The sequence below is a fragment of the Microlunatus speluncae genome (assembly GCF_009299835.1).
Classification (GTDB): Bacteria; Actinomycetota; Actinomycetes; order Propionibacteriales; family Propionibacteriaceae; genus Microlunatus; species Microlunatus speluncae.
On record NZ_VKCZ01000014.1, the window covers coordinates 814,199 to 839,299 of the forward strand.

21 protein-coding genes are annotated in these 25,101 nt (G+C 69.2%); 8 read left to right on the forward strand and 13 right to left on the reverse strand.

Going from position 1 to position 25,101, the window contains the following annotated elements; translation table 11 throughout:
• Window positions 1–136 precede the first annotated feature (136 nt).
• Window positions 137–733 (forward strand): peptide deformylase, encoded by a 597-nt coding sequence (gene def / locus FNH24_RS20500; RefSeq protein ID WP_343031860.1) that lies wholly within the window; start codon window positions 137–139, stop codon window positions 731–733.
• Between the two features lie 162 nt (window positions 734–895).
• On the opposite strand, the gene pdxR is transcribed toward def, so the two are convergent.
• The 5 genes from pdxR to FNH24_RS20525 are packed head-to-tail and all read right to left on the reverse strand — an operon-like array spanning window position 896 to window position 8,367.
• Window positions 896–2,290, reverse strand: coding sequence for a MocR-like pyridoxine biosynthesis transcription factor PdxR (gene pdxR, locus FNH24_RS20505; RefSeq protein WP_152364041.1), 1,395 nt, complete (start codon window positions 2,288–2,290; stop codon window positions 896–898).
• Between the two features lie 4 nt (window positions 2,291–2,294).
• A complete protein-coding gene (gene treS, locus FNH24_RS20510) occupies window positions 2,295–4,550 on the reverse strand; it encodes a maltose alpha-D-glucosyltransferase (protein WP_152364042.1) in 2,256 nt (751 codons plus the stop codon).
• Window positions 4,551–4,594: 44 nt separating this feature from the next.
• Window positions 4,595–6,328 carry a cation:proton antiporter gene (locus FNH24_RS20515; protein WP_152364043.1) on the reverse strand — a complete coding sequence of 578 codons (1,734 nt, stop codon included), beginning with the start codon at window positions 6,326–6,328 and terminating at the stop codon, window positions 4,595–4,597.
• A gap of 2 nt (window positions 6,329–6,330) precedes the next feature.
• The gene (gene lplAB, locus FNH24_RS20520; protein WP_152364044.1) at window positions 6,331–7,377 is read right to left on the reverse strand and encodes a lipoate-protein ligase LplAB; all 1,047 of its coding nucleotides are present in this window, start codon (window positions 7,375–7,377) and stop codon (window positions 6,331–6,333) included.
• A gap of 9 nt (window positions 7,378–7,386) precedes the next feature.
• Window positions 7,387–8,367, reverse strand: a complete 981-nt coding sequence (locus tag FNH24_RS20525) for a hypothetical protein (protein ID WP_152364045.1) — start codon at window positions 8,365–8,367, stop codon at window positions 7,387–7,389.
• A gap of 121 nt (window positions 8,368–8,488) precedes the next feature.
• Here FNH24_RS20525 and FNH24_RS20530 point away from each other — a divergent pair, with 121 nt between their 5' ends.
• Window positions 8,489–8,773 carry an iron-sulfur cluster biosynthesis family protein gene (locus FNH24_RS20530; protein ID WP_152364046.1) on the forward strand — a complete coding sequence of 95 codons (285 nt, stop codon included), beginning with the start codon at window positions 8,489–8,491 and terminating at the stop codon, window positions 8,771–8,773.
• 88 nt (window positions 8,774–8,861) lie between these two features.
• On the opposite strand, the gene FNH24_RS20535 is transcribed toward FNH24_RS20530, so the two are convergent.
• Entirely contained in the window at window positions 8,862–9,227 is a 366-nt protein-coding gene (locus tag FNH24_RS20535; protein WP_246186987.1) for an MmcQ/YjbR family DNA-binding protein, read from the reverse strand.
• A 98-nt stretch (window positions 9,228–9,325) separates the two neighbouring features.
• Between FNH24_RS20535 and FNH24_RS20540 the strand changes: the two genes are divergently transcribed.
• Entirely contained in the window at window positions 9,326–10,162 is an 837-nt protein-coding gene (locus FNH24_RS20540) for a hypothetical protein (protein ID WP_152364047.1), read from the forward strand.
• Here FNH24_RS20540 and FNH24_RS20545 read toward each other — a convergent pair.
• The 3 genes from FNH24_RS20545 to FNH24_RS20555 are packed head-to-tail and all read right to left on the reverse strand — an operon-like array spanning window position 10,128 to window position 14,469.
• The gene (locus FNH24_RS20545) at window positions 10,128–12,269 is read right to left on the reverse strand and encodes a glycoside hydrolase family 3 N-terminal domain-containing protein (protein WP_152364048.1); all 2,142 of its coding nucleotides are present in this window, start codon (window positions 12,267–12,269) and stop codon (window positions 10,128–10,130) included. The two genes, FNH24_RS20540 and FNH24_RS20545, sit on opposite strands and share 35 nt — an antisense overlap.
• Window positions 12,269–13,522, reverse strand: a complete 1,254-nt coding sequence (locus FNH24_RS20550; RefSeq protein ID WP_152364049.1) for an alpha-L-fucosidase — start codon at window positions 13,520–13,522, stop codon at window positions 12,269–12,271. The genes FNH24_RS20545 and FNH24_RS20550 overlap by 1 nt, the downstream gene beginning before the upstream one ends.
• Window positions 13,519–14,469: an ROK family transcriptional regulator gene (locus FNH24_RS20555; protein ID WP_161606234.1), complete on the reverse strand. Its 951-nt coding sequence runs from the start codon at window positions 14,467–14,469 to the stop codon at window positions 13,519–13,521. Before FNH24_RS20555 ends, FNH24_RS20550 begins: the two co-directional genes overlap by 4 nt.
• Window positions 14,470–14,666: 197 nt before the next feature.
• On the opposite strand from FNH24_RS20555, the gene FNH24_RS20560 reads away from it, so the two are divergent.
• The 4 genes from FNH24_RS20560 to FNH24_RS20575 all read left to right on the forward strand — a co-directional run bounded on the left by FNH24_RS20560 (window position 14,667) and on the right by FNH24_RS20575 (window position 19,293).
• Window positions 14,667–15,557: a carbohydrate ABC transporter permease gene (locus FNH24_RS20560; RefSeq protein WP_152364051.1), complete on the forward strand. Its 891-nt coding sequence runs from the start codon at window positions 14,667–14,669 to the stop codon at window positions 15,555–15,557.
• Complete coding sequence (locus tag FNH24_RS20565; protein ID WP_152364052.1) at window positions 15,554–16,525, forward strand: ABC transporter permease; 972 nt, start codon at window positions 15,554–15,556, stop codon at window positions 16,523–16,525. The genes FNH24_RS20560 and FNH24_RS20565 overlap by 4 nt, the downstream gene beginning before the upstream one ends.
• Window positions 16,526–16,547: 22 nt before the next feature.
• Complete coding sequence (locus FNH24_RS20570) at window positions 16,548–18,287, forward strand: type 2 periplasmic-binding domain-containing protein (protein WP_152364053.1); 1,740 nt, start codon at window positions 16,548–16,550, stop codon at window positions 18,285–18,287.
• Window positions 18,288–18,366: 79 nt separating this feature from the next.
• The gene (locus tag FNH24_RS20575; RefSeq protein WP_217428320.1) at window positions 18,367–19,293 is read left to right on the forward strand and encodes an aldo/keto reductase; all 927 of its coding nucleotides are present in this window, start codon (window positions 18,367–18,369) and stop codon (window positions 19,291–19,293) included.
• A gap of 12 nt (window positions 19,294–19,305) precedes the next feature.
• Here FNH24_RS20575 and FNH24_RS20580 read toward each other — a convergent pair whose 3' ends face one another.
• Both FNH24_RS20580 and FNH24_RS20585 read right to left on the reverse strand, forming a co-directional pair.
• Complete coding sequence (locus FNH24_RS20580; protein WP_152364055.1) at window positions 19,306–19,725, reverse strand: HIT family protein; 420 nt, start codon at window positions 19,723–19,725, stop codon at window positions 19,306–19,308.
• Between the two features lie 15 nt (window positions 19,726–19,740).
• Window positions 19,741–20,496 carry a DUF4118 domain-containing protein gene (locus tag FNH24_RS20585; protein WP_246186988.1) on the reverse strand — a complete coding sequence of 252 codons (756 nt, stop codon included), beginning with the start codon at window positions 20,494–20,496 and terminating at the stop codon, window positions 19,741–19,743.
• A 263-nt stretch (window positions 20,497–20,759) separates the two neighbouring features.
• Between FNH24_RS20585 and FNH24_RS20590 the strand changes: the two genes are divergently transcribed.
• Window positions 20,760–21,824 carry a fatty acid desaturase family protein gene (locus FNH24_RS20590; protein ID WP_152364056.1) on the forward strand — a complete coding sequence of 355 codons (1,065 nt, stop codon included), beginning with the start codon at window positions 20,760–20,762 and terminating at the stop codon, window positions 21,822–21,824.
• A gap of 20 nt (window positions 21,825–21,844) precedes the next feature.
• On the opposite strand, the gene FNH24_RS20595 is transcribed toward FNH24_RS20590, so the two are convergent.
• Complete coding sequence (locus FNH24_RS20595; RefSeq protein WP_152364057.1) at window positions 21,845–22,525, reverse strand: response regulator; 681 nt, start codon at window positions 22,523–22,525, stop codon at window positions 21,845–21,847.
• Window positions 22,522–25,098, reverse strand: coding sequence for a DUF4118 domain-containing protein (locus tag FNH24_RS20600; RefSeq protein WP_152364058.1), 2,577 nt, complete (start codon window positions 25,096–25,098; stop codon window positions 22,522–22,524). Before FNH24_RS20600 ends, FNH24_RS20595 begins: the two co-directional genes overlap by 4 nt.
• Between the last annotated feature and the right edge of the window lie 3 nt (window positions 25,099–25,101).

Here is a 25,101-nt window from a genome sequence, read left to right on the forward strand (position 1 = left end):
GGAGCCGGCGCGTCGAGCCCGGTGGGCCGGACTCAACCGTTGCGGGTGAACGGCGGGACTGAACACTGGTCTTGGACCGGAAGACTCCCCCACCCGACCAGGCGCCGGCTTGCCCGGCCGGTACGGCGCGGGCACGATGAGCACCATGCCGATCGCCGAGCTGCTCCGCCTGGGTCGACCACGCCCGATCGTCCGCTGGGGCGATCCGGTGCTGCACGCGCCCGCGCGGCCGGTGACCGACTTCGGGCCGAGTCTGCAGAGCCTGCTGGCCGACATGTTCGCCACCAACACGGCGGCCAACGGAGCCGGGCTGGCGGCGCAGCAGATCGGCGTCGATCTCGCCGTGTTCATCTACGACTGCCCGGACGAGGATTGGCAGCGCCGGGTCGGCGTGGTCTGCAACCCCGAGCTGGAACTGCCGCAGGGCCGGGATCGCAGCCTGGTCACCTACGAGGAGGGCTGTCTCTCGCTGCCCGGGGCGGACGCCGAGCTGGTCCGGCCCGAGGTGGCGACCTGCCGCGGCTTCGACCAGTACGGCGAGCCGGTCGTGATCACCGGCGGCGGCACGCTCGGCCGGTGCCTGCAGCACGAGACCGATCACACCTTGGGCATGGTCTTCGGCGACCGACTGCCGGGCCGCCGCCGCAAGCAGCTCTACCGCGACTTCGACCGAATCGCCCACCGCTACCCGGACGACTGGCCGGATTCGCCGTCCAGTGGCTCGCGGCCATAGCCCGATCATTCCTGATCTGGACTCCGCCGTCTCCGGCCGGTCGATCTCGAGGTTCAGAAGTCGCCACAGGTAGAGAAACGACCCAGCCAGAGCCCGTTCCGGAGCACGCAAGTCGCCACAGGTAGAGAAACGACCCAACCAGAGCCCGTTCGGGGCACGACGCTAGCTGATCAACTCGGCCAGCAGGCGGACAGCTTGATCGACCTGGGCGTCGCGCAGGTTGCCGTAGCCGATGACCAGGGCCGGTGGATCCTTCGGGCGGTCCGAGGCCCGGTAACGATCATGGTCGACCAGGTGCAGGCCGACCTCGGCGGCACGGTTGATCAGCGCGGGCACGTCGGTCCGGGGTGGCAGGCCGAGGACCAGATGGAGGCCGGCACGGAGGCCGGAGACCGGCAGTCCGGGCAGGTCGGCGGCGAGGCGGGCGGCGAGCCGGTCCCGACGCCGCCGGTACGTCAGCCGGAGCCGCCGCAACTGCTGGTCGTAGCGGCCTGTCTCGATCAGGTCGGCGAAGGCGACCGAGTCGACGGTCGACGGCCCGCCCAGCTCGGCCGACACCGGGTCGCACCACAGCGGCGGCACCAGCATCCAGCCCAGGCCCAGCGCCGGCGACAGTGTCTTCGACACCGAGCCGAGCAGCACCACCCGGTCCGGTGCCATCGCCTGCAGCGCCGCGACCTGGGCCCGGTCATAGCGGAAGGAGGCGTCGTAGTCGTCCTCGATGATCAAGCCGTCGACGTCGCGGCACCAGGCCAGCAGTGCCGCCCGGCGGGCCGGCGACAGCGCGACCCCGGTCGGGAACTGGTGTGCCGGAGTGATCAACACCGCGCGCACGTCGGGCAGCGCGGCCAGCCGGTCGACCCGCAGTCCGTCCGCGTCGACCGGCACCGGGCGCGGGGTCAGCCCGTGCTCGGCGCAGATCCGGCGCAGGTTCGGCCAGCTCGGATCCTCCACCGCGATCTCGGTCCGGCCCGCTCGGGCCAGGGCCCGGGCCAGCCCACCCATCCCCGAGCTGGCACTGGGCACCAGGAAGGTCCGGGTCTCGTCCGCGTCGGCGTCCCGGGCCCGGCGCAGATAGCCGGCGATCGCCCGGCGGGCCCGTGGGTGCCCGGACGGATAGGCAGCGGCGAGTTCACCGACCGGCAAGCCGGTGATCGCCCGCCGCATCGCCTCGGCCCAGGAGACCCGCGGAAAGGCGTTCAGGTCGGCGATGCCCGGCCCCAGGTCGATCCGCCACGGTCGCGGATTCGGATCCGGCTGCGGCTGTTGGCCCGGTTGCCAGACCAGGCCGGGCCGGACCCGGGTCACCGAGCCGCTCCGCGCGGTCAGATAGCCCTCCGCCGCCAGCTGCCCGTACGCCTCGGTCACCGTCGCCCGGGACACGCCGAGCTCGCCAGCCAGCACCCGGCTCGGCGGCAGCGCCGAACCGCCGGGCAGTCGCCCGGTCCGCACCGCCGACCGGAGCGACCGGGTCAACCGCTGATACAGCGGACCGTCCTCGGTCTCGGACAGATCCAGGACGAGATCCCAGGACAGGTTCGTCGACGAATCGGTCACTCGGTCAGGCCGGGGTCGGTGGCTCGGTCCGATCGATCGGCGGCTCGATCAGCAGCGACAGCCCCTCGAATGGATCGAGCACCACCGGGAAGCTGTGCAGGTCGTCGACCTCGCCGATGATCTTGTCGCCCATCATGTCGATCACCTGGGCGCCGGCGGGCAGCTGCTCGGACAGCACGTTGCCCGAGATCGGCTCGTCGGAGAAGTTGAGCACCGTCACCTGCCGCGCCTCGCGTTCGGCCAGGGCGTGCACCATCACCAGCATCGCCCGCTGCGACACCTGCGGCACGTCGACCTGATCGGCGATGTCGATCCGGTAGCGCCGCCGGACCCGCAGGATCTCCGCCAGCCGGGAGACGAACGAGTTCGGATCGGCGAGCTGAGCGGGCAGCGAGCCGTACAGGCTGCGACCTCTCGGCATCTGCGAACCGGACTGCAGTGCGTGCGGCTGATAGTCCATCAGGTCGTACGCCGAGCGATGGATCCATCGGGTGTCGCCGGTCGCCAGCAGCGGCTCGACCTGCCGCCGGTCCAGGGTGAGCATGCCGCACAGATCCCAGCCGGACAACGCGAACACCCCGGGCTGCCAGGCGTTGAACGCGGCCAGCAGCAGATGGGCCCGCTTGATCGACTCGACGTCGGCCTCGGTGATCCGGTCCAGATCGGTGATCCCGAGCGACGCCGCGATGATCGTCCCCAGCGTCGAGGCGATCCCGTTGGTGGTGAAGGTCGCGTTGTACGGGGCGGCGTCGCCGGTCAGCTGATCCAGCAGATCCTGCCTGATCTTGACCGCAAGATCACCGCCGCTGATCTCGGCCCCCTGATAGCTGAACAGGTCGTCGGCGTGCAGGGTGGCGAAGTGCACCAGCTCGTACGTCATCTCGTCGTGGTTCTGCAGGGCGTGCACCAGCCCGACCGGCTCGACCCCGAACTCCAGCGACAGGTTCAGCGTCAGCCGCAGGAACTCGGTGTCGGCGGTGGCCAGCGCGTGGTGATAGGCGGGCCGGTTGACGAAGTCGTAGGACAGGTCGGCGCCGCGCTCGGAGGTCGCCTTGATGTCGTCGACGGTGAGGTTGAGCTCCTGGAACGTGAAGCCGCCGACCTTGCGCACCATCGAGGCGATGAACTGGTTCGCCGCCTCCGACAGCGGGTGCCCTTCCGACCAGGCCGGCGCGCCCTCCGTCGTCTTCTCCACCGCCAGGAAGCCGTTGGCGTCCAGCCGCAGCGCGCCGGTGCCGAGATCACCGAGCGAGTGCAGCGCGTCGCCGATCACCAGCCGCATCCCGGCGAAGGTCGGGTCGAGCCAGTTGATCGACGGCTGACCCTCCTTGAAGTAGTGCAGATAGACCCAGCGCCGCTCGACGCCGTCCGGGCCGAGGACCAGGTCGGTCGCGCTCCAGTTGGTGTCTTTGATCCCCGGGTCGTAGAAGATCACCCGCTGCATCTGGCCGATGATGTAGCCGGCCTTGGCCAGTTGATCTTCGGCCTCGGCGTCCAGGTTGATCGAGTCCCGGCCCCGCGGCACCGGCGGCAGCAGGTGCCAGTCCTCCGGCGCGATCTCCACCATGTGGTAGACCCCCGGATAGTCGGCGACCTTCATCTCGGCCAGCCGGAAGTCCGCACCCTTGCCGGTGTGGCCGGGCACGATGTCGTCGATCACGGTGCCGCCGTGGCCGGCGGCCACGTCGCACAGGGATCGGAACTCCTCCTCGGTGCCGAACTGCTCGTCGATCTGGGTGCTGATCCGGTCGAAGTGCCCGTCCACGCTCGGCGTCGGATCCCAGCCGCTCAGGCCACCGGCCCGCTTCACCGGCCCGGTGTGCAGCGCGCTGATCCCGATCCGCTCGAACGCCTGCCACAGCGCGTCGTCGCCGAGGGTGCCGAGGAAGGACTGCCCGGGCGCGGTGATCAAGGAGATCGGGTACGCGGTGAACCAGACCGAGGCCTTGTCGATCGCGGCCCGCGGATCGGGATGGGCGTACGGGTTCTGCCACATGCTGCCCAGCCCGGAGAACTGCCCCGCGATCGCCGTCGCGTCGCCGAGCATCGATTCCTCTTTCAGCCAGGCGACATAGGCCGGGTTGTCCCCGGACGGCCGGCCGTTTCGTGGCGTGCGAGGACGCAGAGCGAACAGATCACGCAATCGCGCCCGAGGGCGCAATCGTTGCGGACGAGCAGGATAGAACTGCTCGTCGTAAGTGATCTCACTCTGATGCGACTCGATGACTTCGTCACCGGACGCGGGTGCCTCCTCCGCCACGAAAGTCCCCTTCGCGTCGATGCCCGCCTTGAATAAGGCAAAACCTACTGCAGCCGCGACTGGAGTCGCGCCTCGACAGACGCTTCATCGAAGTCGAGTTGTTCGATCAGTACCCGATAGACGTCATCATCAAGCCTGAACGCATCACGCTCCGCGATCAAGGCCTGCCGCTGAGCTTGCAGAACTTCGAGCCGGACCTGTTGGAACTGCTCCGCCACCAGCCGACGCTTCCGCTCCCGCGGATCCTCGACCTCGCCGTCGGACTCCGCCGGACCAAGATCATCGAACAGCCGCTGCCGGGCCTGCTGCGCCTCGGTGAACTGGGCCATGAACTTCTCCATCATCGGCGCGTCGACCCCGCTCGCCTTCTTCGCCGCGAGCTGCTGGAAGGCCTCCTGCATCTTCTCCTGCGCCACCCGTTGGGTCACCTCGTGGGCGAGCCGATATTGCCGTTCGTTGTACGCCTCGTCATCGGGCTCCAGCTTCAGCGCCCGGATGAACGCCGGCAGCGTCGCGCCCTGGATCAGCAGCGTGCCGATCGCGACGACCAGCGCGATCACCTGGATCGTGCCGCGGCCCGGGAAGTCCTCGCCGGTCGCGGTCACCGCGGGCACACCGGCCGCGGCGGCCAGCGTGACCACGCCGCGCATCCCGGTCCAGGAGATCACCAGATCCGACTTGAGCGGCAGGATCCGGGCCTCCGGCGGTGGTTGTCCCTCCCGGTTTCTTCGGCGTTTGATCTCAGCCCGTACGTTCGGCCGGTCCCGGACCAACCGCCGGTAGAACGCGGCCAGGCCGACCAGCCGCGCATGATCGAGCAGCACCCAGGCGATCCGGACCGCGATCACCACCAGCAGCACGCCGACCGCGGCGAGCAGCACGCCGCCGATCGACCGGCCCTCCTGCTGCACGTCCTCGAGGACGAACTTGAACTGCAGCCCCATGTAGGCGAAGACGAACGCCTCCAGCAACACCGAGACCGTGCGCCAGACGTCGCGTTCCTGCATCCGGGTCGCGACCCCGGTCCGGTCGGCGTTGTGGCCGATCATGAACCCGGCGGCGACCACCGCCACCACCCCGGACGCGTGCAGTTCTTCGGCGACCAGATAGGCGGCGAACGGGACGACGATGCCGAGCACGGTCTCCAGGCCGGCGTTCTTCAGCCGGCTCCGGGTCTGCAACACGATCATGGCCAGGACGATCCCGACCACCAGCCCGACGACCACGCCGTAGCCGAAGAACAGCACCGGCCCGTCGATGAACGCGGTCTGCCGGGTGACCGCGATCGTGGTGATCGTGAACAGCGTCAGCGCGGCGGCGTCGTTGACCAGGCTCTCGCCGGTCAAGATCGTCATCACCCGTTTGGACAGCCCGAGCCGGCGGCCGATCGCGACGGCGCTGACCGCGTCCGGCGGCGCCACCACCGCCCCGAGCACCAGCGCGGCGCCGAGGGTCAGCTCGTTCACCATGATGTTGGCCGAGAGACCGACGATGACCGTGGTCACCACCACCAGCAGCACGCCCAGGCCGAGGATCGGCCGCAGGTTGCGCATGAACTGGATGAACGAGAACTCGACCGCCGTCGAATACAGCAGTGGCGGCAGCACGAAGCTCAAGATCACTTCGGGGGCGATCTCGAACCGCGGCATGCCGGGGATGAACGAGGCGGCCATGCCGAGCACGACCAGGACCAGTGGGGTCTGCAGGCCGCGCCGGTGCGCGATCGCGGTGACCACGATCGCCGCGATCACGACCAGGAGTAGCTGGGCTCCGTCCATGATCAGGGGACGCGGTGCAGCCAGTCGGTGGTGCCGAACTTCTCCGCCACCAGGGCCTCGGCCCGGGACCGCTCGGCGGCGGTGATCTCGGAGTCCTCGGTGGCGTAGCGGGACCGGAAGTGCTCCTTGTAGGCCTCGATGATCGCCGCCCGGGACAGCCCGGTCTGGCTGCGCAGCGGGTCGACCCGTTTGTTCGCGCTCTTGGTGCCCTTGTCGGACAGCTTCTCCCGGCCGATCCGCAGCACCTGCAGCATCTTGTCGGCATCGATGTCGTACGCCATCGTCGCGTGGTGCAGCACCGAGCCGGCCGCCAGCCGCTTCTGCGCCGCGCCGCCGATCTTGCCGGCCGGTGAGGCGATGTCGTTCAGTGGCACATAGCTGGCATCGATGCCCAGGCCGTGCAGCGCACCCAGCACCCAGTCGTCCAGGAACGCGTACGAGCGCTCGAAGCTGAGCCCCTCGACCAGCGAGGCCGGCACATAGAGCGAATAGGTGATCGTATTGCCCGGCTCGATGAACATCGCCCCGCCGCCGGAGATCCGGCGCACCACGGTGACGCCGTAGGCGACCGCGGCATCGAGATCGACCTCGTTGCGGAGTGACTGGAACGACCCGATCACGACCGTCGGCCGTTCCCACTCCCAGATCCGCAGTGTCGGCGCTCGGGTGCCCTCGGCCACCGCTTCGGCCAGCACCTGGTCGAGCGCCATCTGCATCGGCGGGGTCTCGGCCGCACCGTGGATCAGCCCGAACGTGTGGTCCTGCCAGCCGGTGGCCCTGCCGACCGCCCGGCGGACGGCAATCGCGACCGCGTCGGCGGTGAAGCCGATCATCCGGGCGTCGCCGGCGGCCGTCGCGACGGCGGCGCTGAGCCGGTCCACCGGGGTGTCCTCCGGCAGCCCGGTCAGTGCCTGGTCGATCCGCTCCAGGGCCTCGTCCGGCTCGAGGAAGAAGTCGCCGGAGATCCGGACCGAGCGCAGCGTTCCATGATCGATCTCGACGTCCGCGGCGACCAGCTTGCCGCCGGGGACCTTGTATTCACCGTGCATCGTCCCGGGTCACCGCTGGTCTTGCGGACCCTGGCCCGGCTGGTGGGTCGATCGCACCGGCCCCTGACCCGGCAGCGCCGGACCCGGCGACGGATCGGGCTGCAGCGCCGGTGACCCGTACTGCTGCGGCGACCCGTACTGCTGAGGTTGCCCGTACTGCTGGGGCTGTCCGTTCTGCTGGGGCTGCCCGTACTGATTGGGCTGCTGAGGTTGCCCGTACTGCTGTTGGTGCCCGTACTGCTGCGGCTGCCCGTACGGCTGGGGCGAGCCGTACTGCTGCGGGGGACCCTGCTGCTGCGGCGGCTGGCCGTACTGCGGCTGGTTGGGCTGCCCGTACTGCTGCGGTGGCGGGCTGAACTGTTGCGGGGACCCGTACTGCTGGGGGGAGCCGTATTGCTGCGGCGAGCCGTACTGCTGGGGCGAGCCGAATTGCTGCGGGCCGGGCTGCTGGCCCGGCATCGGCGTGATCACCTGGACCATCCCGGGCGGGTTCGCGCGCACCAGGGCGTCGACGAAGACCGGGTGAGCCTTGTTGATCAGGATCGAGTGCTCGTTGACGTCCGCGCCGATCACGTCGGACTTCCAGCCGCCCAAGATCACCAGCCCGATGAAGCCGAGGAAGAAGAGGAAGCCGAGGAAGCTGCCGAAACCGCCGATGGCGGCCGGCAGGGTGGCGAAACAGATCACACACAAGATCAGCGAGCCGAGCCCGGCGAGCATCAGCATCCGCCAGTTCGAGATCTGCTTCTTGGTCGCCTCGCTGACCGGCACGTCCATCATCACCGGCGGCGCGGTCGCGTTGACGATCAGCCGGCCGATGCCGGGCAGGAAGATCGTCCACTCCTTGCGGAAGACCATCCGGACCCGCGTCGTCGCCGGCGCTCCCGTCAGCGGACATACCGGCGGGAACTGCAGCTGGGTCATGGCCTGGCGGGGCCAGGACACCTTCACCGTCACGTCGTCAACCTCTTCCGGATCGATCCATGTCATCCGTAGCTCACCATACGAGAATCGCGGCCCGTCACCGGGGAGGATCCCCGCGCGGGGGGTTGATCTGTGCGGAGGAACACGTAGCGTGGACCCTTTCTGTCCGCGATCTTCGAGGAGAGCTGTGCTCACCCTGACCGAGAACGCAAGCACCGTAGTCAAGACCATCGCCACCCAGCAGTTGGGCGCCGAGGAGGGCGGCCTGCGGATCAGTAGCCACGACGGAGCCGACGGGAGTTTCGCCATCGCGCCGGTCCCCGACGGGCAACCCGGCGATCAGGTGGTGGAGAGCGCCGGAGCCAAGGTGTTCGTCGACGAGACGGCGTCGACGGCGCTGGACGACAAGGAACTCGATGCCCAGGTCGACGACCAGGGCAACGTCCAGTTCCGGTTGAACCTGCAGGCCTGAACCACCGGCGAGGTGAGTTCTCCCCGGTGGGCCTCCCCCCATCGGGCAGAACTCGCCTCTACCGCGGAGCGACTCGGCTCGATCGAGCTCATCGGCGCCGGCGGGCCGGCAACCGGGGCGGTTCACCGCCCTGCTCCTCGATCAGATAGAGCGGAGCGGACAGCCGCCAGGCCTCGTACGTCAACTCGACCAACTCGTCCTGGTCGAGCCCGTCCAGATAGACCACGACCCACCCGAACTGCCCGGTGGTGAACTGCACCTCGAAGACATCGGGCCGCTCGTGCACCAACGCCAACTGCTCGGCGATCGTCTGCTTCAGGCCGACCGTGCTGGTGCGCTCCCAGAGGTAGCCGAACGCCTTGCCGTGGACCTTGAACCCGGTCCAGTCGGGTCCTTCACTCCGCTCGACCTCGGGCAGCAGGTCGACCAGGCGGAGGAAGGTCGGAATCGTCACGGCCACCACGTCATCGAACCAGAAGCGGCCGACAGTCCCGAACGAGACGGCGGATCGGCCGGGCGATGCCGTAGTCTCCCTCGCTGGAGGTGAGGCGGGTGACCGATCGGCCGCTGAACGGCGACCCCGACAGCGAGGGCCTCGGCGAGGAGGCCGGACCGGACTTCGCGCCGCCGGGCGCGGGTCCTTCCTATGGGCCGCCGTCCGGCCCACCGACCCCCACACCGGCCCAACCACCCGGGTCCTCCCCGTTGGCACCACCACCGGGTTCCTATCCCCCGGCCGCGGCACCCGCCGATTCCTTCCCGCCGCCGTCCGGACCGCCGCGCGCGGTCGGCTTCGCCTCGCCGCCGGAGCAGCCACCCTCCGGTCCGTCCCGCGGCGTGATCATCACCCTGGTGTCGGTCGTCGCCGCCGTGTTGATCATCACCGGCGGCGTGGTCGTGATCGGCAACGCGATGAACTCGACCCGGGGCGGCCCGTCCGACCCGTGGAGCACCCCGCCGCGGGAGAAGACACCGCCGTTGCCGACCAAACCGGAGCAGCAGCAGGGCACCGGCTTCACGTTCACCTCACCGGCCGGCTGGACCCGGGCCCCGGAGTGGGGCGACAAGAACGACGGCAAGATCATCGACGCCGCCGGCAACGACATCACCGTCTATGTCCTGGCCGGGTCCACCCCGGAGAAGCTGTGTCAGGAGCAGCTCCGAGATCTGGAGATCTGGGTGCCGGGCGTGATCACCGACCTGCCCGATCGCAAGATCGACGGCCAGGTCGCCCCGGGCGGCCAGCTCGCCGGCGAGGACACCTACCGGATGCGGTGCGTGCAGTCGAAGGGCACCCTGTTCAACATCAGCCTGCAATCCGACCCCAACGACATCGACGTCACCGACCAGGCACTCAACTCGGTGCTGGACAGCTGGCAGTGGACCTGAGCCGAGCCACCTCGGCTCGCTGCTCACCGACCATGATCATCGTCGTGCCGGCCGGGCCGGCGAAGGCCTCGTCCGCCGGGATCGAGAAGTCGATCAAGGTCCCGCCGGGCGGCACGTCGACCCGGCGAAACGCCAGCAGTTCCCGGACCCGGGGCCATCGCGGCCCGCCGGTCCGGCGCCCGTACACCTGAATCACCTCGGGCACGGTGCCGTCGGATTCGTTGGCCAGCCGGACCGCGACCTCGACCCGGTCCGGACCGGCGGTCGCGGTCAGTCCGGTCACCGGAGCCGAGCGGAAGCCGAGACCGAAGCCGAACGGCCGCAGCACCGGATCCGACCGGTCGACGTAGACCCCGGCCGGGTCGAGCCGATCGTTGTAGCGGACCGGCACCACGCCGGTCGCCGAGGGCAGGGTGATCGGTAGCCGGCCCACCGGCTCGGCAACCCCGGTCAGCAGGTCGGCGATCGCGTCGGCCCCGTACGGTCCGGGATAGAACGCCAGCACGGTCGCATCACTGAGCTCGATCACCTCGGTCAGCACGTGCGGCCGGCCCATGATCACCACGCTGATCACCGGCCCGCGGGCCTCGGCCCGGAGCCGGCGCAGCAGCTCGAGCTGATCACCGGGCAGCTCCAGGTCAGCCACGTCGACCCCTTCACCGCAGGTCGCCGCCGTGAGCCCACCGGCCGCGCCGTTGTCGGCGAACTCCTCCGAATAGGCCCGATGGCTGGTGCCGCCCAGGACACAGATCACCGCCCCGGCCTCGGCGATCCCTTCCGGTCCGACGACCGGCCGGCGCTCGGCCAACGCCTCGCGCACCGTCCGGGCCTCCCCCGGCCGCAGCGGCGGCACGTAGTCGCCGAGCAGGCAGGTCACCGAGTCGGCGTTGGGCCCGACCACGGCCAGCCGTCCCGGGGCGATGGCGGGCAGCACGCCGGCGGCGGCGTCCAGCAGCACCAGCGACCGGGTGGCCAGCTGCCGCGACAGCACCGCCGGATCCCGGATGATCACAGGTCCGGGCTCGATCGGATCCGCCGGCGGCAGTCCGCCGAGCAACCCGAACCGGTGTTTGAGCCGCAGCACCCGGCGGCAGGACCGGTCGATCAGGTGCTCGAGCGCCGGCTCGGCCGCGACGACGTCCTCCAGCAGCGTGTACGCGGTGTCCCAGAGACTCTGATCGACCCCGGCGATGAGCGCCGACCGGGCCGCGGCCGACAGCGAACCGGTCTGACCGGCCAGCCGGTCGATCGCCAGCCCGTCGCCGAGCACGATCCCGTCGAAGCCCCAGTCGTCCCGCAGCAATCCGGTCAGCAGCTCCGGGTTGGCACAGCAGGGGATGCCGTCGATGTCGTTGTACGCGGCCATCACCCCGACCGCCCCGGCCTCGATCCCCGCCCGCGCGGCCGGCAGATGCAGCTCGGCCAGATCCTGCGGACCGATCACCGCGGAGTGGCCGTTACGACCGCCGAGTCCCTCCCCCTGCGCGGCGAAATGCTTGATCACCGAACCGACCCCCGCCTCGGCCAGCCCGCGCACCTGCGCGGCGGTGAGCGCCGCCGCCAGCCGCGGATCCTCGCCGAAACACTCCTCGCTGCGGCCCCAGCGCGGATCGCGGAGCAGGTCCAGCCCGGAGATCAGGGCGACGTGCACCCCGTCGCGGCGCAACTCCGTGCCCATCGCCGCCGCGGCCTCCGCGGTCAGCTCGGGATCCCAGGCCGCGCCGGCCGCCAGGTTGACCGGGAACAGCGTCTGCCCCAGGCTCTGATGCCCGTGCGGCGCCTCCTCGATCAGCAGCGGTGCGACGCCGTGCCGAGCCTTCGCCCGGACCGCGTCGGTCACCAGGGCGGCGACGTCGGGCCGGTCCTCGGGCCGGATCCCGTTCTGCCAGCCCCGGCCCGACCAGGCGTCGGAGCGGAAGACGCCGTACAAGCCGCCGAGCCCGCCCCACCGCTCGACCTCGGCGTGAAAGGCCTCGGTCAGGACGTAGCCGTCCCCGCGCCGTTCGACCCCGGTCCAGCCGTGCAGCCGGACGTTGAGCTGGCCGACCTTCTCGCGCAGGGACAGCCGGCCGAGCAGTTCCTCGACCGGATCGGTGCCGGCGGTCATCAGTCCAGCGGCGCCGTGGTCGACGCCCGGTAGTCGCCCGGCAGCGGCGGGATCTCGGCCACCCCGGTGGCGTATCCGGTCACCTCGGCCAGCTTCGGCGTGGAGCCGGACAGCCGGATCCGTAGCCGTTCAACGGTCCGCGGGGCGAAGGCGTGCAACCGCCGGCTGCCCACGCTGAGCCCGGCGACGAGCTCGTGATCACCGTCCAGCACGACATGCCCGGTGATCCGCTGCCCGTCGGCCAACTCCTCGACCAGCGCCAGATGATCAAGCGTGACCGCGGAGCCGAAGTCGATGATCAGCTCCTCGCCCTGTTCGGTGAGCTTGGCCGGCAGCGGGTCGGCGAACCGGCGGTCGAGCTCCGTCGCCCACTCCTCGATCCGGGACCGGTCCGCGGCGTCGATCCGGCCGCGGCGGTCCGGCGGGACGTTGAGCAGCAGATTGGCCCCCAACCCGACCGAGCGGTAGTAGATCGCCAACAGGTGATCAAGTTCCTTGGGCTGTTCCTGCGGATGCCAGAACCAGCCGCGCCGCAGTGACACGTCGCACTCGATCGGCAGATAGAGCGCCTCGCTGAAGGTGGTGGTGACCACGGTGTAGTTGTCCATCCGGGTGTGGTCGATGACGTAGTCGACCGGATCCTCGGCGTACCCGTCCTCGTTGCCGACCCAGCGGATCGTCGGATCGCCCATGTTGAAGATCATCGCGCCCGGCTGGTGGGTGTGCACCACGTCCATGATCGCGGCCCAGTCGTAGGTCCGGCCCTGCGAGCCGGCGCCGTCGAACCACAGCTCGACCAGCGGCCCGTACCGGGTGCACAGCTCGGTCAGCTGCCGGGTGTAGAAGGCGTCGTAGCCGGCCGGGTCGTCATAGCAGTCGGCGTTGCGATCCCAGGGCGACAGGTAGAGCCCGAGGCCGAGGCCCGCCTCCGCGCAGGCCGCCGCGACCTCGCCGACCAGGTCACCCCGGCCGTCCCGCCACGGGCTGCCGGCCACCGAATAGTCGGTGGTCTCCGTCGGCCACAGGCAGAACCCGTCGTGGTGCTTGGCCGTCAGCACGACATAGCGTGCGCCGGCGGCGCGGGCCACCTCGACCCATTCCCGGGCGTCGAGCTCGGCCGGGTCGAAGGAGGCCGCGGGCAGCGTTCCGTCGCTCCATTCCTTGCCGTTGAAGGTGTTCAGGCCGAAATGGAAGAAGACTCCCAGGCCCCAGTGCTGCCAGCGCAGCTGCTCCGGGGTCGGTGTGAGGGTCATCGGACGGGTTCCTCCTCGAAGTAGACACGATCACGGCCACGGTCCCAGGCCAGGGCCAGCGCACCCTGGGTCGCCGGAGATTGGTCCTCGGCCCCGTCCGGCAGTGCGCTCGGCACCACCCGTGGCCGGAACAGCGACGTCGCCGCCACTTCATCCTGCACCTGCGCGGCAACCTCCGCCGTCGCCTGCGGTCCGGAGAGTACGGCGAGCTCGGGATCGGCCACCGAACACAAGGCGATCACCGCCTCGGTCAACTGTCCGATCAGCTCCGTCGCCGTCCGTTGATACGGATGGAACCCGATTTCGCCCGCCGCCCCGTGGGCACCGCGGACCAGCCGGCCGTCCAGCACCAGCCCCGCGCTCAGACTCTCGGTGAACCGGAGCAGGACGAAATTCTCGGAGTCGGCGGCCGCACCGAATCGGTGCTCGGCGACCGCGGCCAGGTTGGTGTCGTTCTCCAGCACCACCGGCACGCCGAGCGCCTCGGCCATCCGGACGCCCTGCGGACCGGCCCAGTGCGGATGGTCCGACACGAACGCCACGTTGCCCTGCCGGTCGACGATGCCCGGCGTGGCGACGACCACCGCCAGCAGCCGATCGGCCTCCTCGAAGCTGCGCACGGCCCGCCGGACCAGGGTCGCCGGTCGCTCGTTCCGCCGCGCCTTCACCCGGATCCGCTCCAGCACCGTGCCTTCGACGTCGGCGAGCACCGCCTCGGCGTGATCCGGCTGGATCTCCAGCCCGGCGACGGTGCCGCGACCGCGCCGCAACCGGTAACGCATCGCATTCGGGCCGCGCCGGCCGGTGGCGATCTCACCGTCCTCCTCGACCAGGTCGGCCAGCGTCAACCGGGTGATCAACTCACCGGTCGACGGCCGGGACAGCCCGGTGAACTCGGCCAGCGCCGGCCGGTCCAACGGCCCCTTGGCCAGGAGCAGCTCGATCACCCGGTGATCGCTTCTCGATTTCACGGCCGACCTCTCTCAGCTCCCGCCCGCCACTGATTTGGTGCGTCGCAAACACTAGCGCATCAATTATCTATTAGGTAGCCTACCTGTTAGTTTCATGCCGAGCAGTTCACGATGCCGTGATGATCTTGGCCAGGCGATTCGGTGTCCGTACGGGGAAGGGAAGGTTCCGCCGCATGCGCATCCGCGAACCTCGCATCGATCGCGGCTTTCATGTGATCAACTACTGCATCCTGGCGCTGTTCACGCTGTCGGTGGTGTATCCGTTGATCTACGTGGTCAGCAGCTCGGTGAGCAGCGCGGAAGCGATCAGTTCCGGATCCGTGGTGCTCTGGCCGGTCGGCTTCAACGTCGACGCGTACCAGATGATCTTCGCCGCGCCGGCGCTGCTCCGCGGGATGGCCAACTCGATCTTCTACGCCGTTGCCGGTGCCGTCTTCGGCACCGTGCTGACCGTGCTCTGCGCCTATCCCCTGTCCCGGCCGGATCTGCCCGGCCGGCGCTGGCTGACCTTCTTCGTGCTGATCCCGACGCTGTTCTCGGCCGGCATCATCCCGAACTACATCGTGGTGCAGCAGTTGGGCCTGCTGAACACCGTCTGGGCGATCGTGCTGCCGGGGGCGATGGCGGTGTTCAACGTGATCATCACCCGCACCTTCTACCAGCTCAACATCCCCGGTGAGCTGCTCGAGGCGGCCAAGATCGACGGCGCCACCGACGCCCAGTTCTTCCTCCGGGTCGCCTTGCCGCTGAGCAAGCCGATCATCGCGGTGAACCTGCTCTTCTACGCCGTCGGGCAGTGGAACGGCTGGTTCTCCGCGATGCTCTATCTGACCGACCAGAACCTCTACCCACTGCAACTGGTGTTGCGCGAGGTGCTCACCCTGGCCAGCGTCAGCCCGACCGACATGGGCAGCATGAGCGCGGCCGAGTTCGCCCGCCGGCAGGACCTGTTCGACAAGCTGCGCTACGCGCTGATCGTGGTGGCGATGATCCCGCCGTTGATCGCCTACCCCTTCGTCCAACGCCACTTCGTCAAGGGCGCACTGATCGGATCACTCAAATGACCCAACTCGAGGAGTCCGTGCGACCGGCGCAGGAGCGGGCGGTCCGGCCGGTGCGCAAGAAGCGGACCGTGACCAGGATCCTGCAGAGCTGGCAGCTCTACGCCATGCTCGCGCTGCCGCTGGTGTACGTGATCGTCTTCCTCTACTGGCCGCTCTACGGGTTGCAGATCGCGTTCCGCAACTACAACATCGTGCAGGGCATCCTCGGCAGCCCCTGGGTCGGCATGCTGCACCTGCAGCGGTTCATCGACTCCTACCAGTTCTGGCCGGTGATCTCGAACACCCTGATCCTGAACGTCTACGAGCTGGTCGCGCTGTTCCCGTTGCCGATCATCCTGGCGCTGTTGCTGAACGTGGTCCGCAGCGCGCTGTTCCGGCGCGGCGTCCAGTTGATCACGTATGCGCCGCACTTCATCTCCACGGTGGTCGTGGTCGGCATGATGGTGATGTTGTTCTCCCCCAACGGCGGCATCGTCAACCAGGTGATCGAGGTGTTCGGCGGCCAGCCGCGGGACTTCCTGGCCAGCCCGGACTCGTTCCGCCACATGTACGTCTGGTCCGGCGCCTGGCAGACGCTGGGCTGGTCGGCGATCATCTATCTGGCCGCCCTCTCCGGCGTCGACCCGGAGCTGCACGAGGCGGCCAAGGTGGACGGGGCCAACATCCTGCGCCGGATCTGGCACATCGACTTCCCTGCCGTGCTCCCGGTCAGCATCACCTTGTTGATCTTGAACATGGGATCGATGCTGAACAGCGGCTTCGAGAAGGTGCTGTTGATGCAGAACCCACTCAACCTGGGTGGTTCCGAGGTGCTCGACACGTACGTCTACCGCGTCGGCCTCGCCTCCACCGTCCCCCAGTTCTCGTACGCGACGGCGATCGGCCTGTTCAAGTCGGTGATCGCCCTGATCCTGCTGATCCTCGCCAACTGGCTCGCCCGACGCGTCGCCAAGACGTCCCTCTTTTAGAAGCTGAGAAAGGAACTCGATCATGGTCGATCACCTGGAGTTGTCCCGGCGCAGTCTGATCGCCGGCGCCGCCGGCGTATCGGCCGGCCTGCTCGCCGGCTGTAGCGGCGGCAACCCCGGCCCCGGCAGCGCACCTTCCGGCAGCGCGCCCGCGGGCGAGCGGGTCGAGTTCGGCCCGGCGACCGACGGGGTGCTCTACCCCGACCCCTATGTCGGCCCGCGGGCTGCCAAGATCGCGCCGTTCGGCGACGCCGGCACCACCTTCCGGATCGTCGTCCCGCAGGACACGACGGTGGTCGGCGACTGGAACGACAACACGTACACGAAATGGCTGGAGCAGCAGACCGGCGTCAAGATCCAGTTCGACGCGGTGCTGGTCACCAATCCCGACGGTAGCGCCGATCTGTCCAAGATCAACGCGATGATCGCCTCCGGTGATCTTCCGGACGCCTTCATGGCGGTCGGGCTGAGCCGGGACCAGATCGCGCTCTACGGTCAGCAGGGTCTGTTCCAGGCGCTGGACGGGCACATCGAGAATGCCGCCCCGCAGATGCGGCAGATGCTCCTCGACCTGCCGGACGTGCGCCGGACCAACCTGGCCCAGGACGGCAAGATCTACAACTTCGGCGGCGTCAACGACTGCTTCCACTGCCGCTGCGCCGGCTCCCGCGCCTTCGTCAACCAGAAGTATCTGGACAAGATCGGCGCCAAGATGCCGACCAACACCGAGGAGTTCCGCACCCTGCTGAAGACGCTGAAGGAGCAGAATCCCAGCGGCAAGGAGGGATTCCAGGCGTTCATGGGCGGCGACATCACCTATGACCCGGTGGACCAGTTCATGATGGGCCCGTTCACGTACAACCCGGGCCCGGTCTCCGGCGCCGTCTATCTGCGGCTGAACCAGGGCCGGGTCGAGTTCGCCGCCAACAGCGAGGGCTGGCGCAACGGGCTGCGCTACATGCGGCAACTGTTCGACGACGGCACGCTGACCCAGCAGACGTTCACGATCAAGGGCGAGGAGCTGACCAAGCTCGGCAACAACGGTTTGATCGGTGTCTGCCGGGCCTTCAACTGGGCCGCCTGGGTGACGATGGGACCGGAGGAAGACGCACTCTGGCGCGACTACGTCCCGGTGCCGCCGCTGGCCGGGCCGGACGGCACCCGGATCGCGACCTGGACCTACGGCAACGCGCCGTTCACCAACGCGATGGCGATCACCAGCGCCTGCAAGGATCCCGAGACCCTGGTCCGCTGGGCCGACGCCCAGATGGAACTCGAATCGACCATGCGGTCCTACGCCGGGCCGCAGGACGCGGGCTGGCGCTGGGCCAAGAAGGGCGAGAAGGGCAGCGGTGATCAACAGGCCGTCTGGGCCGGCATCCCGCGGGACAAGATTCCGGTCGGCGACGGCTGGAACCAGTACGCGATCATGTACCGCTCCGCCGACTACCGAGCCGGCGAGAAGGTCGACCCGACCGTGCCGAACCTGGACGAGGTGGCGCAGCTGTACAAGGAGTACGCGCAGCCGGAGGACCAGTTCCTGCCCCGGCTGCTCTTCTCCGCCGACGTCACCGCTCAGCGCGGCGACATCGAGGCCAACCTCACCTCGGCCGTGTCGATCCACCTGGCCAAGTTCGCCACCGGCCAGCTCGACGTCAACAACGACGCCGACTGGAACGCCTACCTGACCCAGCTGGAGCAGATGGGCCTGCCGAACTATCTCGAGCTGACCCAGCAGGCGTACGACACGCGTCCCCAATAGGACCTCGGCGACCCAGCGACAGGAACCGACCATGGAAGCCGGTGGATGGCCCGAGGCGACTGAAGAGGATGATGGTGTCGTGAAACTCCTCGACTCCGCCCACAATGATCTCCAGGTCTCCAACGTCGTCCTTGGCCTGATGCGGATCTCCGCTCTCGATGATGATCAGATCCGCGAGTTGGTCGCGACCGCTCAAGAGGTCGGCATCAACGTGCTCGATCACGCCGACATCTACGGCGGCGACCACGGCTGCGAGCGGCGCTTCGGTGATGCAGTCCGACCGACCGGCGCCGACCGCGAGGCCATGATCATCCAGTCCAAGGTCGGCATCCGCTCCGGCTATTTCGACTTCTCGGCCGAGCACATCGCCGAATCGGTGGACGCCTCGCTGCAGGCGTTGCGCACCGACTACCTCGACATCCTGCTGCTGCACCGGCCGGACACGCTGGTCGAGCCGGATGAGGTCGCGGCCGCGTTCGACCGGCTGCATGCCGACGGCAAGGTGCGGCACTTCGGCGTCTCCAACCACACGCCCGGCCAGATCGAGTTGCTGAAGCGGTCGGTGAACCAGCCGCTGGCGTACAACCAGGTCCAGCTAAGCATCACCCACGCTCCCCTGTTCGCCGCCGGGATCGCGGCCAACATGGCCGGCCTGGACCAGTCGATCGACCGGGACAACGGGCTGCTCGACTACTGCCGGCTGAACGGGATCACGTTGCAGGCCTGGTCGCCGTTCCAGAAGGGCTTCTTCGACGGCGTCTTCCTCGGCGACCGGGAGAACTACGCGGAGCTCAACGACGCGATCGACGAGTTGGCGCAGAAGTACGACGTCACGCCGACCGGGATCGCGGTCGCCTGGATCACCCGACACCCGGCCGGCATCCAGGTCGTGCTCGGCACCACCAAGCCGGAGCGGGTGCGCGAGTCGGCCGCCGGCTCCGAGATCCCGCTGACCCGGCAGGAGTGGTACCGGCTGTTCACCGCCGCCGGCTACCGCGTGCCCTGATCCGGCTCATGATCACGAGGGGGCGCCGAGTGCTTGCCGGATCCGCTCGGCGTACTCCGCCGCCTCGCCGTCGGCGTACTTGGTCCGCGGCCAGAAGAAGCCGCGCAGCCCGTCACCCTTGGTCCGGGGCACCACGTGCAGGTGCACGTGCGGGATCGACTGGCTGATCACGTTGTTCATGGCGACGAAGCTGCCCTGGGCCTCGACCGCCGTCGAGAGGGCCGCCGCCACCCGCTGGGCCAGGGTGAGCAGCGGTTCCATCAGTCCGGTCGGCAACTCCAGCAGCGTGTCCACGTGCTCGGTCGGGGAGATCAGCACGTGCCCCTTGAACACCGGCCGGTGATCCAGGAATGCCACCAGCTGATCGGTCCGGGCCACCTCGGCCGCGGGCAGGTCGCCGCGAACGATCTGACAGATCACGTCATCACTCACGCCCGCGATCCTAGATCAGGAAGCGGTGGCCGCCAGACCGGCGGCGGCCTGGTCGGCCAGGGTGACCGCGACCTGCCGTTGCTCCAGGGTGGGTCGGCTGACCCGGGTGGCGGCCGTGATCATGAAGCGACCCTGCCGGATGCCGGCCCGCTCGACCGGGAGCTCGATCAGGTCGTCGGTCGGCAGTCCGTAACGATCGACGTCGACGGTCCGGCCGGCGACGGTGACCGATCCGTCCTGCTGCAGTCGCGGCCGATCATGATCACGAGAACTGCTGCCGGGTTCGAAGACGCAGCGGTCCACTTCCAGCACCACGCCGATCTGCTCGGCGATCCCGGCGACCAGGGCCTCGGGTTCGGACCGGCCCGAGACGGCCGTCCGCGCGGCGGTGATCACGCCGGCCAGGTAGCCCTCGCGTCGGCTGGCGCGGGCCTGATGCCGACGGCCCCAGAGGGCGACCTCGGTGACGGCGAGGCCGACCAGGGTGAGCAGCACCGCGGTCTCGATGTCGTTCTGATCATTGATCGTGAACGTCAGGTACGGCTCGGTCAGGAAGAAGTCGAACCACACCGTCGCCGACAGGGCCGCCACGATGCCGGCCAGCCGGCGGCCGGTGGCCGCGACCCCGACGACGACCAGGACCAGCACCAGCGCGGCGTTGGCGTTGTCGACCTGGTCGCGGACCAGGCTCAGCAGCCAGCCGATCATGATCGGCGCGACCAGGGCCGCCGTGATGATCACCGAGGTCCGTTGCAGCAAGCTCCGCACCACACCATCAAGCTCCCGTTCGGGCAGCGGGGTCAAGGTCCTTGACGCGATCTTGACTCGGTGTTGACGCAGCGGTGGTCCGCCCTCGCCGCGCGTCCCGATTTGCGCTGGTTCCGGGGGATTTCCGGCGCCACCTATGCTGGAGCCCACACACACCGTTCACGGACCCTGAACGCAGTGCTGGTCACAGCTTCCGGGATCTGGGATTGCCCGTGGCGGCGTATCGCCTCGATCAGCCTGGTGCCTGCCGACTTGAGCGAGGATTGATGACGACAACGTTGACCCTGACCACGGATCCGGCTCCGGCCCGTCCGGGCAGCGGGCATGGAGCCCTGATCCGCGCCGTCCAGGAGGCCGGGCTGCTGAAACGCACCCGCGGCTTCTATCTGGGCGTGCTGGCGGTGCTGTTCGGCTGCACCGCCGTGGCGGTGACCGGCGGCGCCCTGCTCGGCTCGTCCTGGTTCCAGCTGTTGATCGCGGCCGGGCTCGGCGTGATCTTCACCCAGTTCGCGTTCTTCGCCCACGAAGCCGCCCACCGGCAGGTCTTCGCCTCGGCCCGCAAGAATGATCTTGCCGGGCTGCTGGTCGGCACCGGGATCGTCGGGATCAGCTACTCCTGGTGGCAGTCCAAACACAGCCGGCACCATGCCAATCCGAACAAGATCGGCAAGGACCCGGACATCGACATCGACCTCCTCTCCTTCGACGAAGAGCATGCCCGCGCCAAGCGCGGCATCTGGGCGGCGATCACCCGCCGACAGGGCTACCTGTTCTTTCCGTTGCTGCTGCTCACCGGACTCGGCCTGCACGTCGATTCCGTTCGCAGCGCGTTCAGCCGGACCGGCCGGGCAACGACGCTGGAACGGATCCTGATCGTGCTCCGACTCACTCTCTTCCCGGCGGCCGTGATCTTGCTGCTCGGCCCCGGCATGGGTGCAGCCTTCCTGGGCGTGCAGGTGGCCGTGTTCGGCTTCTACATGGGCATGTCCTTCGCACCCAACCACAAGGGGATGCCGATCATCTCGGCCAACAGCAAGCTCGACTTCGTGCACAAGCAGGTGCTCACCTCGCGCAACATCCGCGGCCGCGGCACCACCACCCTGATGGGCGGCCTGAACTTCCAGATCGAGCACCACCTGTTCCCGAGCATGCCTCGGCCGCACCTGCGCCGGGCGGCCGCCATCGTCCGGGAGCACTGCCAGGAGGTACGGATCCCCTACCTCGAGACGACCCTGCCGGCGTCGTACGCGCGGATCGTCAGCTATCTCAATCGGGTCGGCCTGCACGCCCGGGATCCGTTCGACTGCCCGGCCGCCCGCGCCCTCGGCTGACCCGCCCGCGGCCACCGGGGTCAGGGAACGAAGCGGTAGCCGACCCCGGGCTCGGTCCGGAAGTGCCGGGGCCGGCTCGGCTCGGGCTCCAGCTTGCGGCGCAGCTGGGCGAAGTAGACCCGCAGATAGTTGGTCTCCCGGTGGTACGCCGGCCCCCAGACCTCCTGCAGCAACTCGGACTGGCGGACCAGCCGGCCGGGCCGCTTGGCCAGGGCGGCGACCAGCCGCCACTCGGTCGGCGTCAGGTGCACCGGCTCACCGTCCTTGCTGGCCACCTGCTCGGCCAGGTCCAGCCGCAGCGTGTCGGTGGTGATCACCGACTGATCACCGACCCACTGGTCCGGGCCACGGCGGAGGGCGGCGCGGATCCGGGCCAGCAGCTCCTCCATCCCGAATGGCTTGGTGATGTAGTCGTCGGCGCCCAGGTCGAGCGCCTCGACCTTGTCGTCAGAACCGTGCCGGGCCGACAGCACCACCACCGGCACCGAGCTGACCTCGCGCAACCGGGTCAGCACCGCGACCCCGTCAAGATCAGGAAGGCCGAGATCGAGCAGCACCAGATCCGGCGTGCGTTCCTTGATCACCTGCAGCGCCGACCGGCCGTCGCCCGCCGTCTCCACCTCGTAGTCGCGGGCCCGGAGATTGATCCGTAGGGTCCGCAGGATCGCCGGATCGTCGTCGACGGCAACGATGAACGTCATGATTCCTCCGTTCCGGCCCGGGCAACTTCGGCACGGGCAACCTCGACCCGGGCAGCCTCGGCCGCCGGGAGGTCGACCACCATGGTCAGCCCGCCGCCCGGCGTGTCCTCCGCGGACAGCTCGCCATGCATCACCTCGGTCAACCCGCGGGCCACGGCCAGGCCCAGGCCGATCCCGTCACCGCGGGGCACGTCCCCCAATCGCTGGAACGGCGCGAACAGGGTCTCCTTGCCCTCCCCCGGCACACCGGGACCATGATCGACAACGCGGAGCGAGACCCAGTCCCGGCCCGACTCGTCGTGGAACGGTGCGGCGGTGACGTCGATCGCCACCTCCGCCGGGGTGTAGCGCAACGCGTTCTCGATGATGTTGGCCAGCACCCGGTCCAACAGTCCGGCATCGGCCAGGGCCAGCGGAAGATCATCGCTGATCAGGGCCTTGACCCGGTCGCTGCCGGCGATCGGTCGGATCGCCTGGTCGACTGCGGCGCCGAGGTCGATCTCGGCCAGCAGCGGCGTGACCGTACCCATCTGCAGCCGGCTCATGTCCAGCAGGTTGCCGACCAACGCGTCCAGCCGGTCGGCCGACTCCTCGATCGTGGCCAGCAACTCCGCCTCGTCCTCCGGCGACCAGACGATGGTGCCGCCGCGCAGGCTGCTGATCGAGGCCTTGATCGCCGCCAACGGGCTGCGCAGATCGTGCGACACCGCCGCGAGCAGCGCGGTGCGGGTGCGGTTGCCCTCCACCAGTTGCGCCCGTTGCCGGGAGTCCGCCGCCGCCCGTTGCCGCTCCCTGATCACCGCGAAGTGAGCCGCGTACGCCGTGAGCAGCGGCCGGTCGCTCGCCTCCAGCGTGCGCCCCGCCATCGCCAGCTCCACCTCGTCGTCGATCCGGATCGAGACGTCGGCCCGGTCCAGTGTCTCCGGTCCCTGGCCGCAGCGGGCGACGATCCGGTCGGCGTCGGTCGCACCGTCGTGCCGGATCAGGGACGCGCCGTTCATCCCGAACACCTCGCACGCCTGCAGCAGCAGTTGATCTTGGTCACCGCCGGTGTGCAGCAGCCTGTGCGACAGGACGGCCAGCGCGTTCGCCTCCGATCTCGCCCGGGTGGCCTCCTCGGTGCGGCGGCCGGCCAGGTCGACGACCGAGGCGACGGCGATCCCGGTGATCAGGAACACCAGCAGCGCCAGCGCGTTCTCCGGATCCGCGATCGTCAGCGTCATGGTCGGCGGGACGAAGAACAGGTTCAATGCGACGCCGCTGATCAGCGAGCCGACGACGGCCGGCCAGAGCCCGCCGACCAGGGCCGTCGCGACGACCAGCGCCATCATCAACATCGACTCGGTCGGCAGCCCGTGCAGGCTCGGCGTGACGTACAGCGCGGTGGTGAGCAGCACCGAGCCGATCGTGGCCATCAGGTAGCCGGTGATCACCCGGCGCCGGCCGAGGTTGGTCCGCCGCCGGTGCAGCAGCGATCGGCCGCGGGCATAGTCGTGGCTGACCACGTGCACGTCGATGTCGCCGGACTCGGCGATCACCATCTCGCCGATCCCCGGCTGCAGCGCCGTGGCCAGGCGGCTCCGGCGACTGGCGCCGACCAGGATCTGGCTCGCGTTGACCCCGCGGGCGAACGCCAGCAGGCCGCCGGCGGTGTCGGCGGAGACCACGGCGTGGAATGTGCCGGACATCTCGGTCGTCTTTCGCCGCAGCCGTTCCAGCTGTTCGGCGGACACGCCCTTCAGTCCGTCGCTGCGGCTGACGTAGACCGCCATCCATTCGGCACCGGCGGTCCGGGACGCGATCCGGGCGGCGCGGCGCATCAGCGCCGTCGACTCCTCCCCGCCGGAGATGGCGACCACGATGCGTTCCCGGGTGGTCCAGGTGGACTCGATGCCGTGCGCCTCGCGATAGCGCTCCAGCCCCTCGTCCACCCGGTCGGCCAGCCAGAGCAACGCCAGCTCGCGCAGGGCGGCGAGATTGCCCTCCCGGAAGTACCGGGACAGGGCGGTGTCGATCTTCTCCGCCGGATAGATGTTGCCGTGGGCCATCCGCCGGCGCAGCGCCTGCGGGCTCATGTCGACCAACTCGACCGCGTCGGCCGCCCGGACGATCGCGTCCGGCACGGTCTCCTGCTGCCGGACGCCGGTGATCGACTCCACCACGTCGTTCAGCGATTCCAGATGCTGCACGTTGAGCGTGGTGATCACGTCGATGCCGTGATCAAGCAGCGTCTCGATGTCCTGCCAGCGCTTCTCGTGCCCGGACGGATCGTCCGGGTCCTCGATGTTGGTGTGGGCCAGCTCGTCGATCAGCGCCACCCCCGGCGCCCGGCGCAGCACGCCCGCCAGGTCGAGCTCGCTCGCCTCGATCCCGCGGTAGCTGATCAGCTTGCGCGGCACCACCTCGAGATCACCGATCTCGGCGTCGGTACGTTCCCGGCCGTGGGTCTCGACCAGGCCGATGACGACATCGGTGCCCCGGTCCCGACGACGCCGGCCCTCGTTGAGCATCGCGAACGTCTTGCCCACACCCGGCGCCGCGCCGAGGTAAACCCGAAGCCGTCCACGGTCCATGGC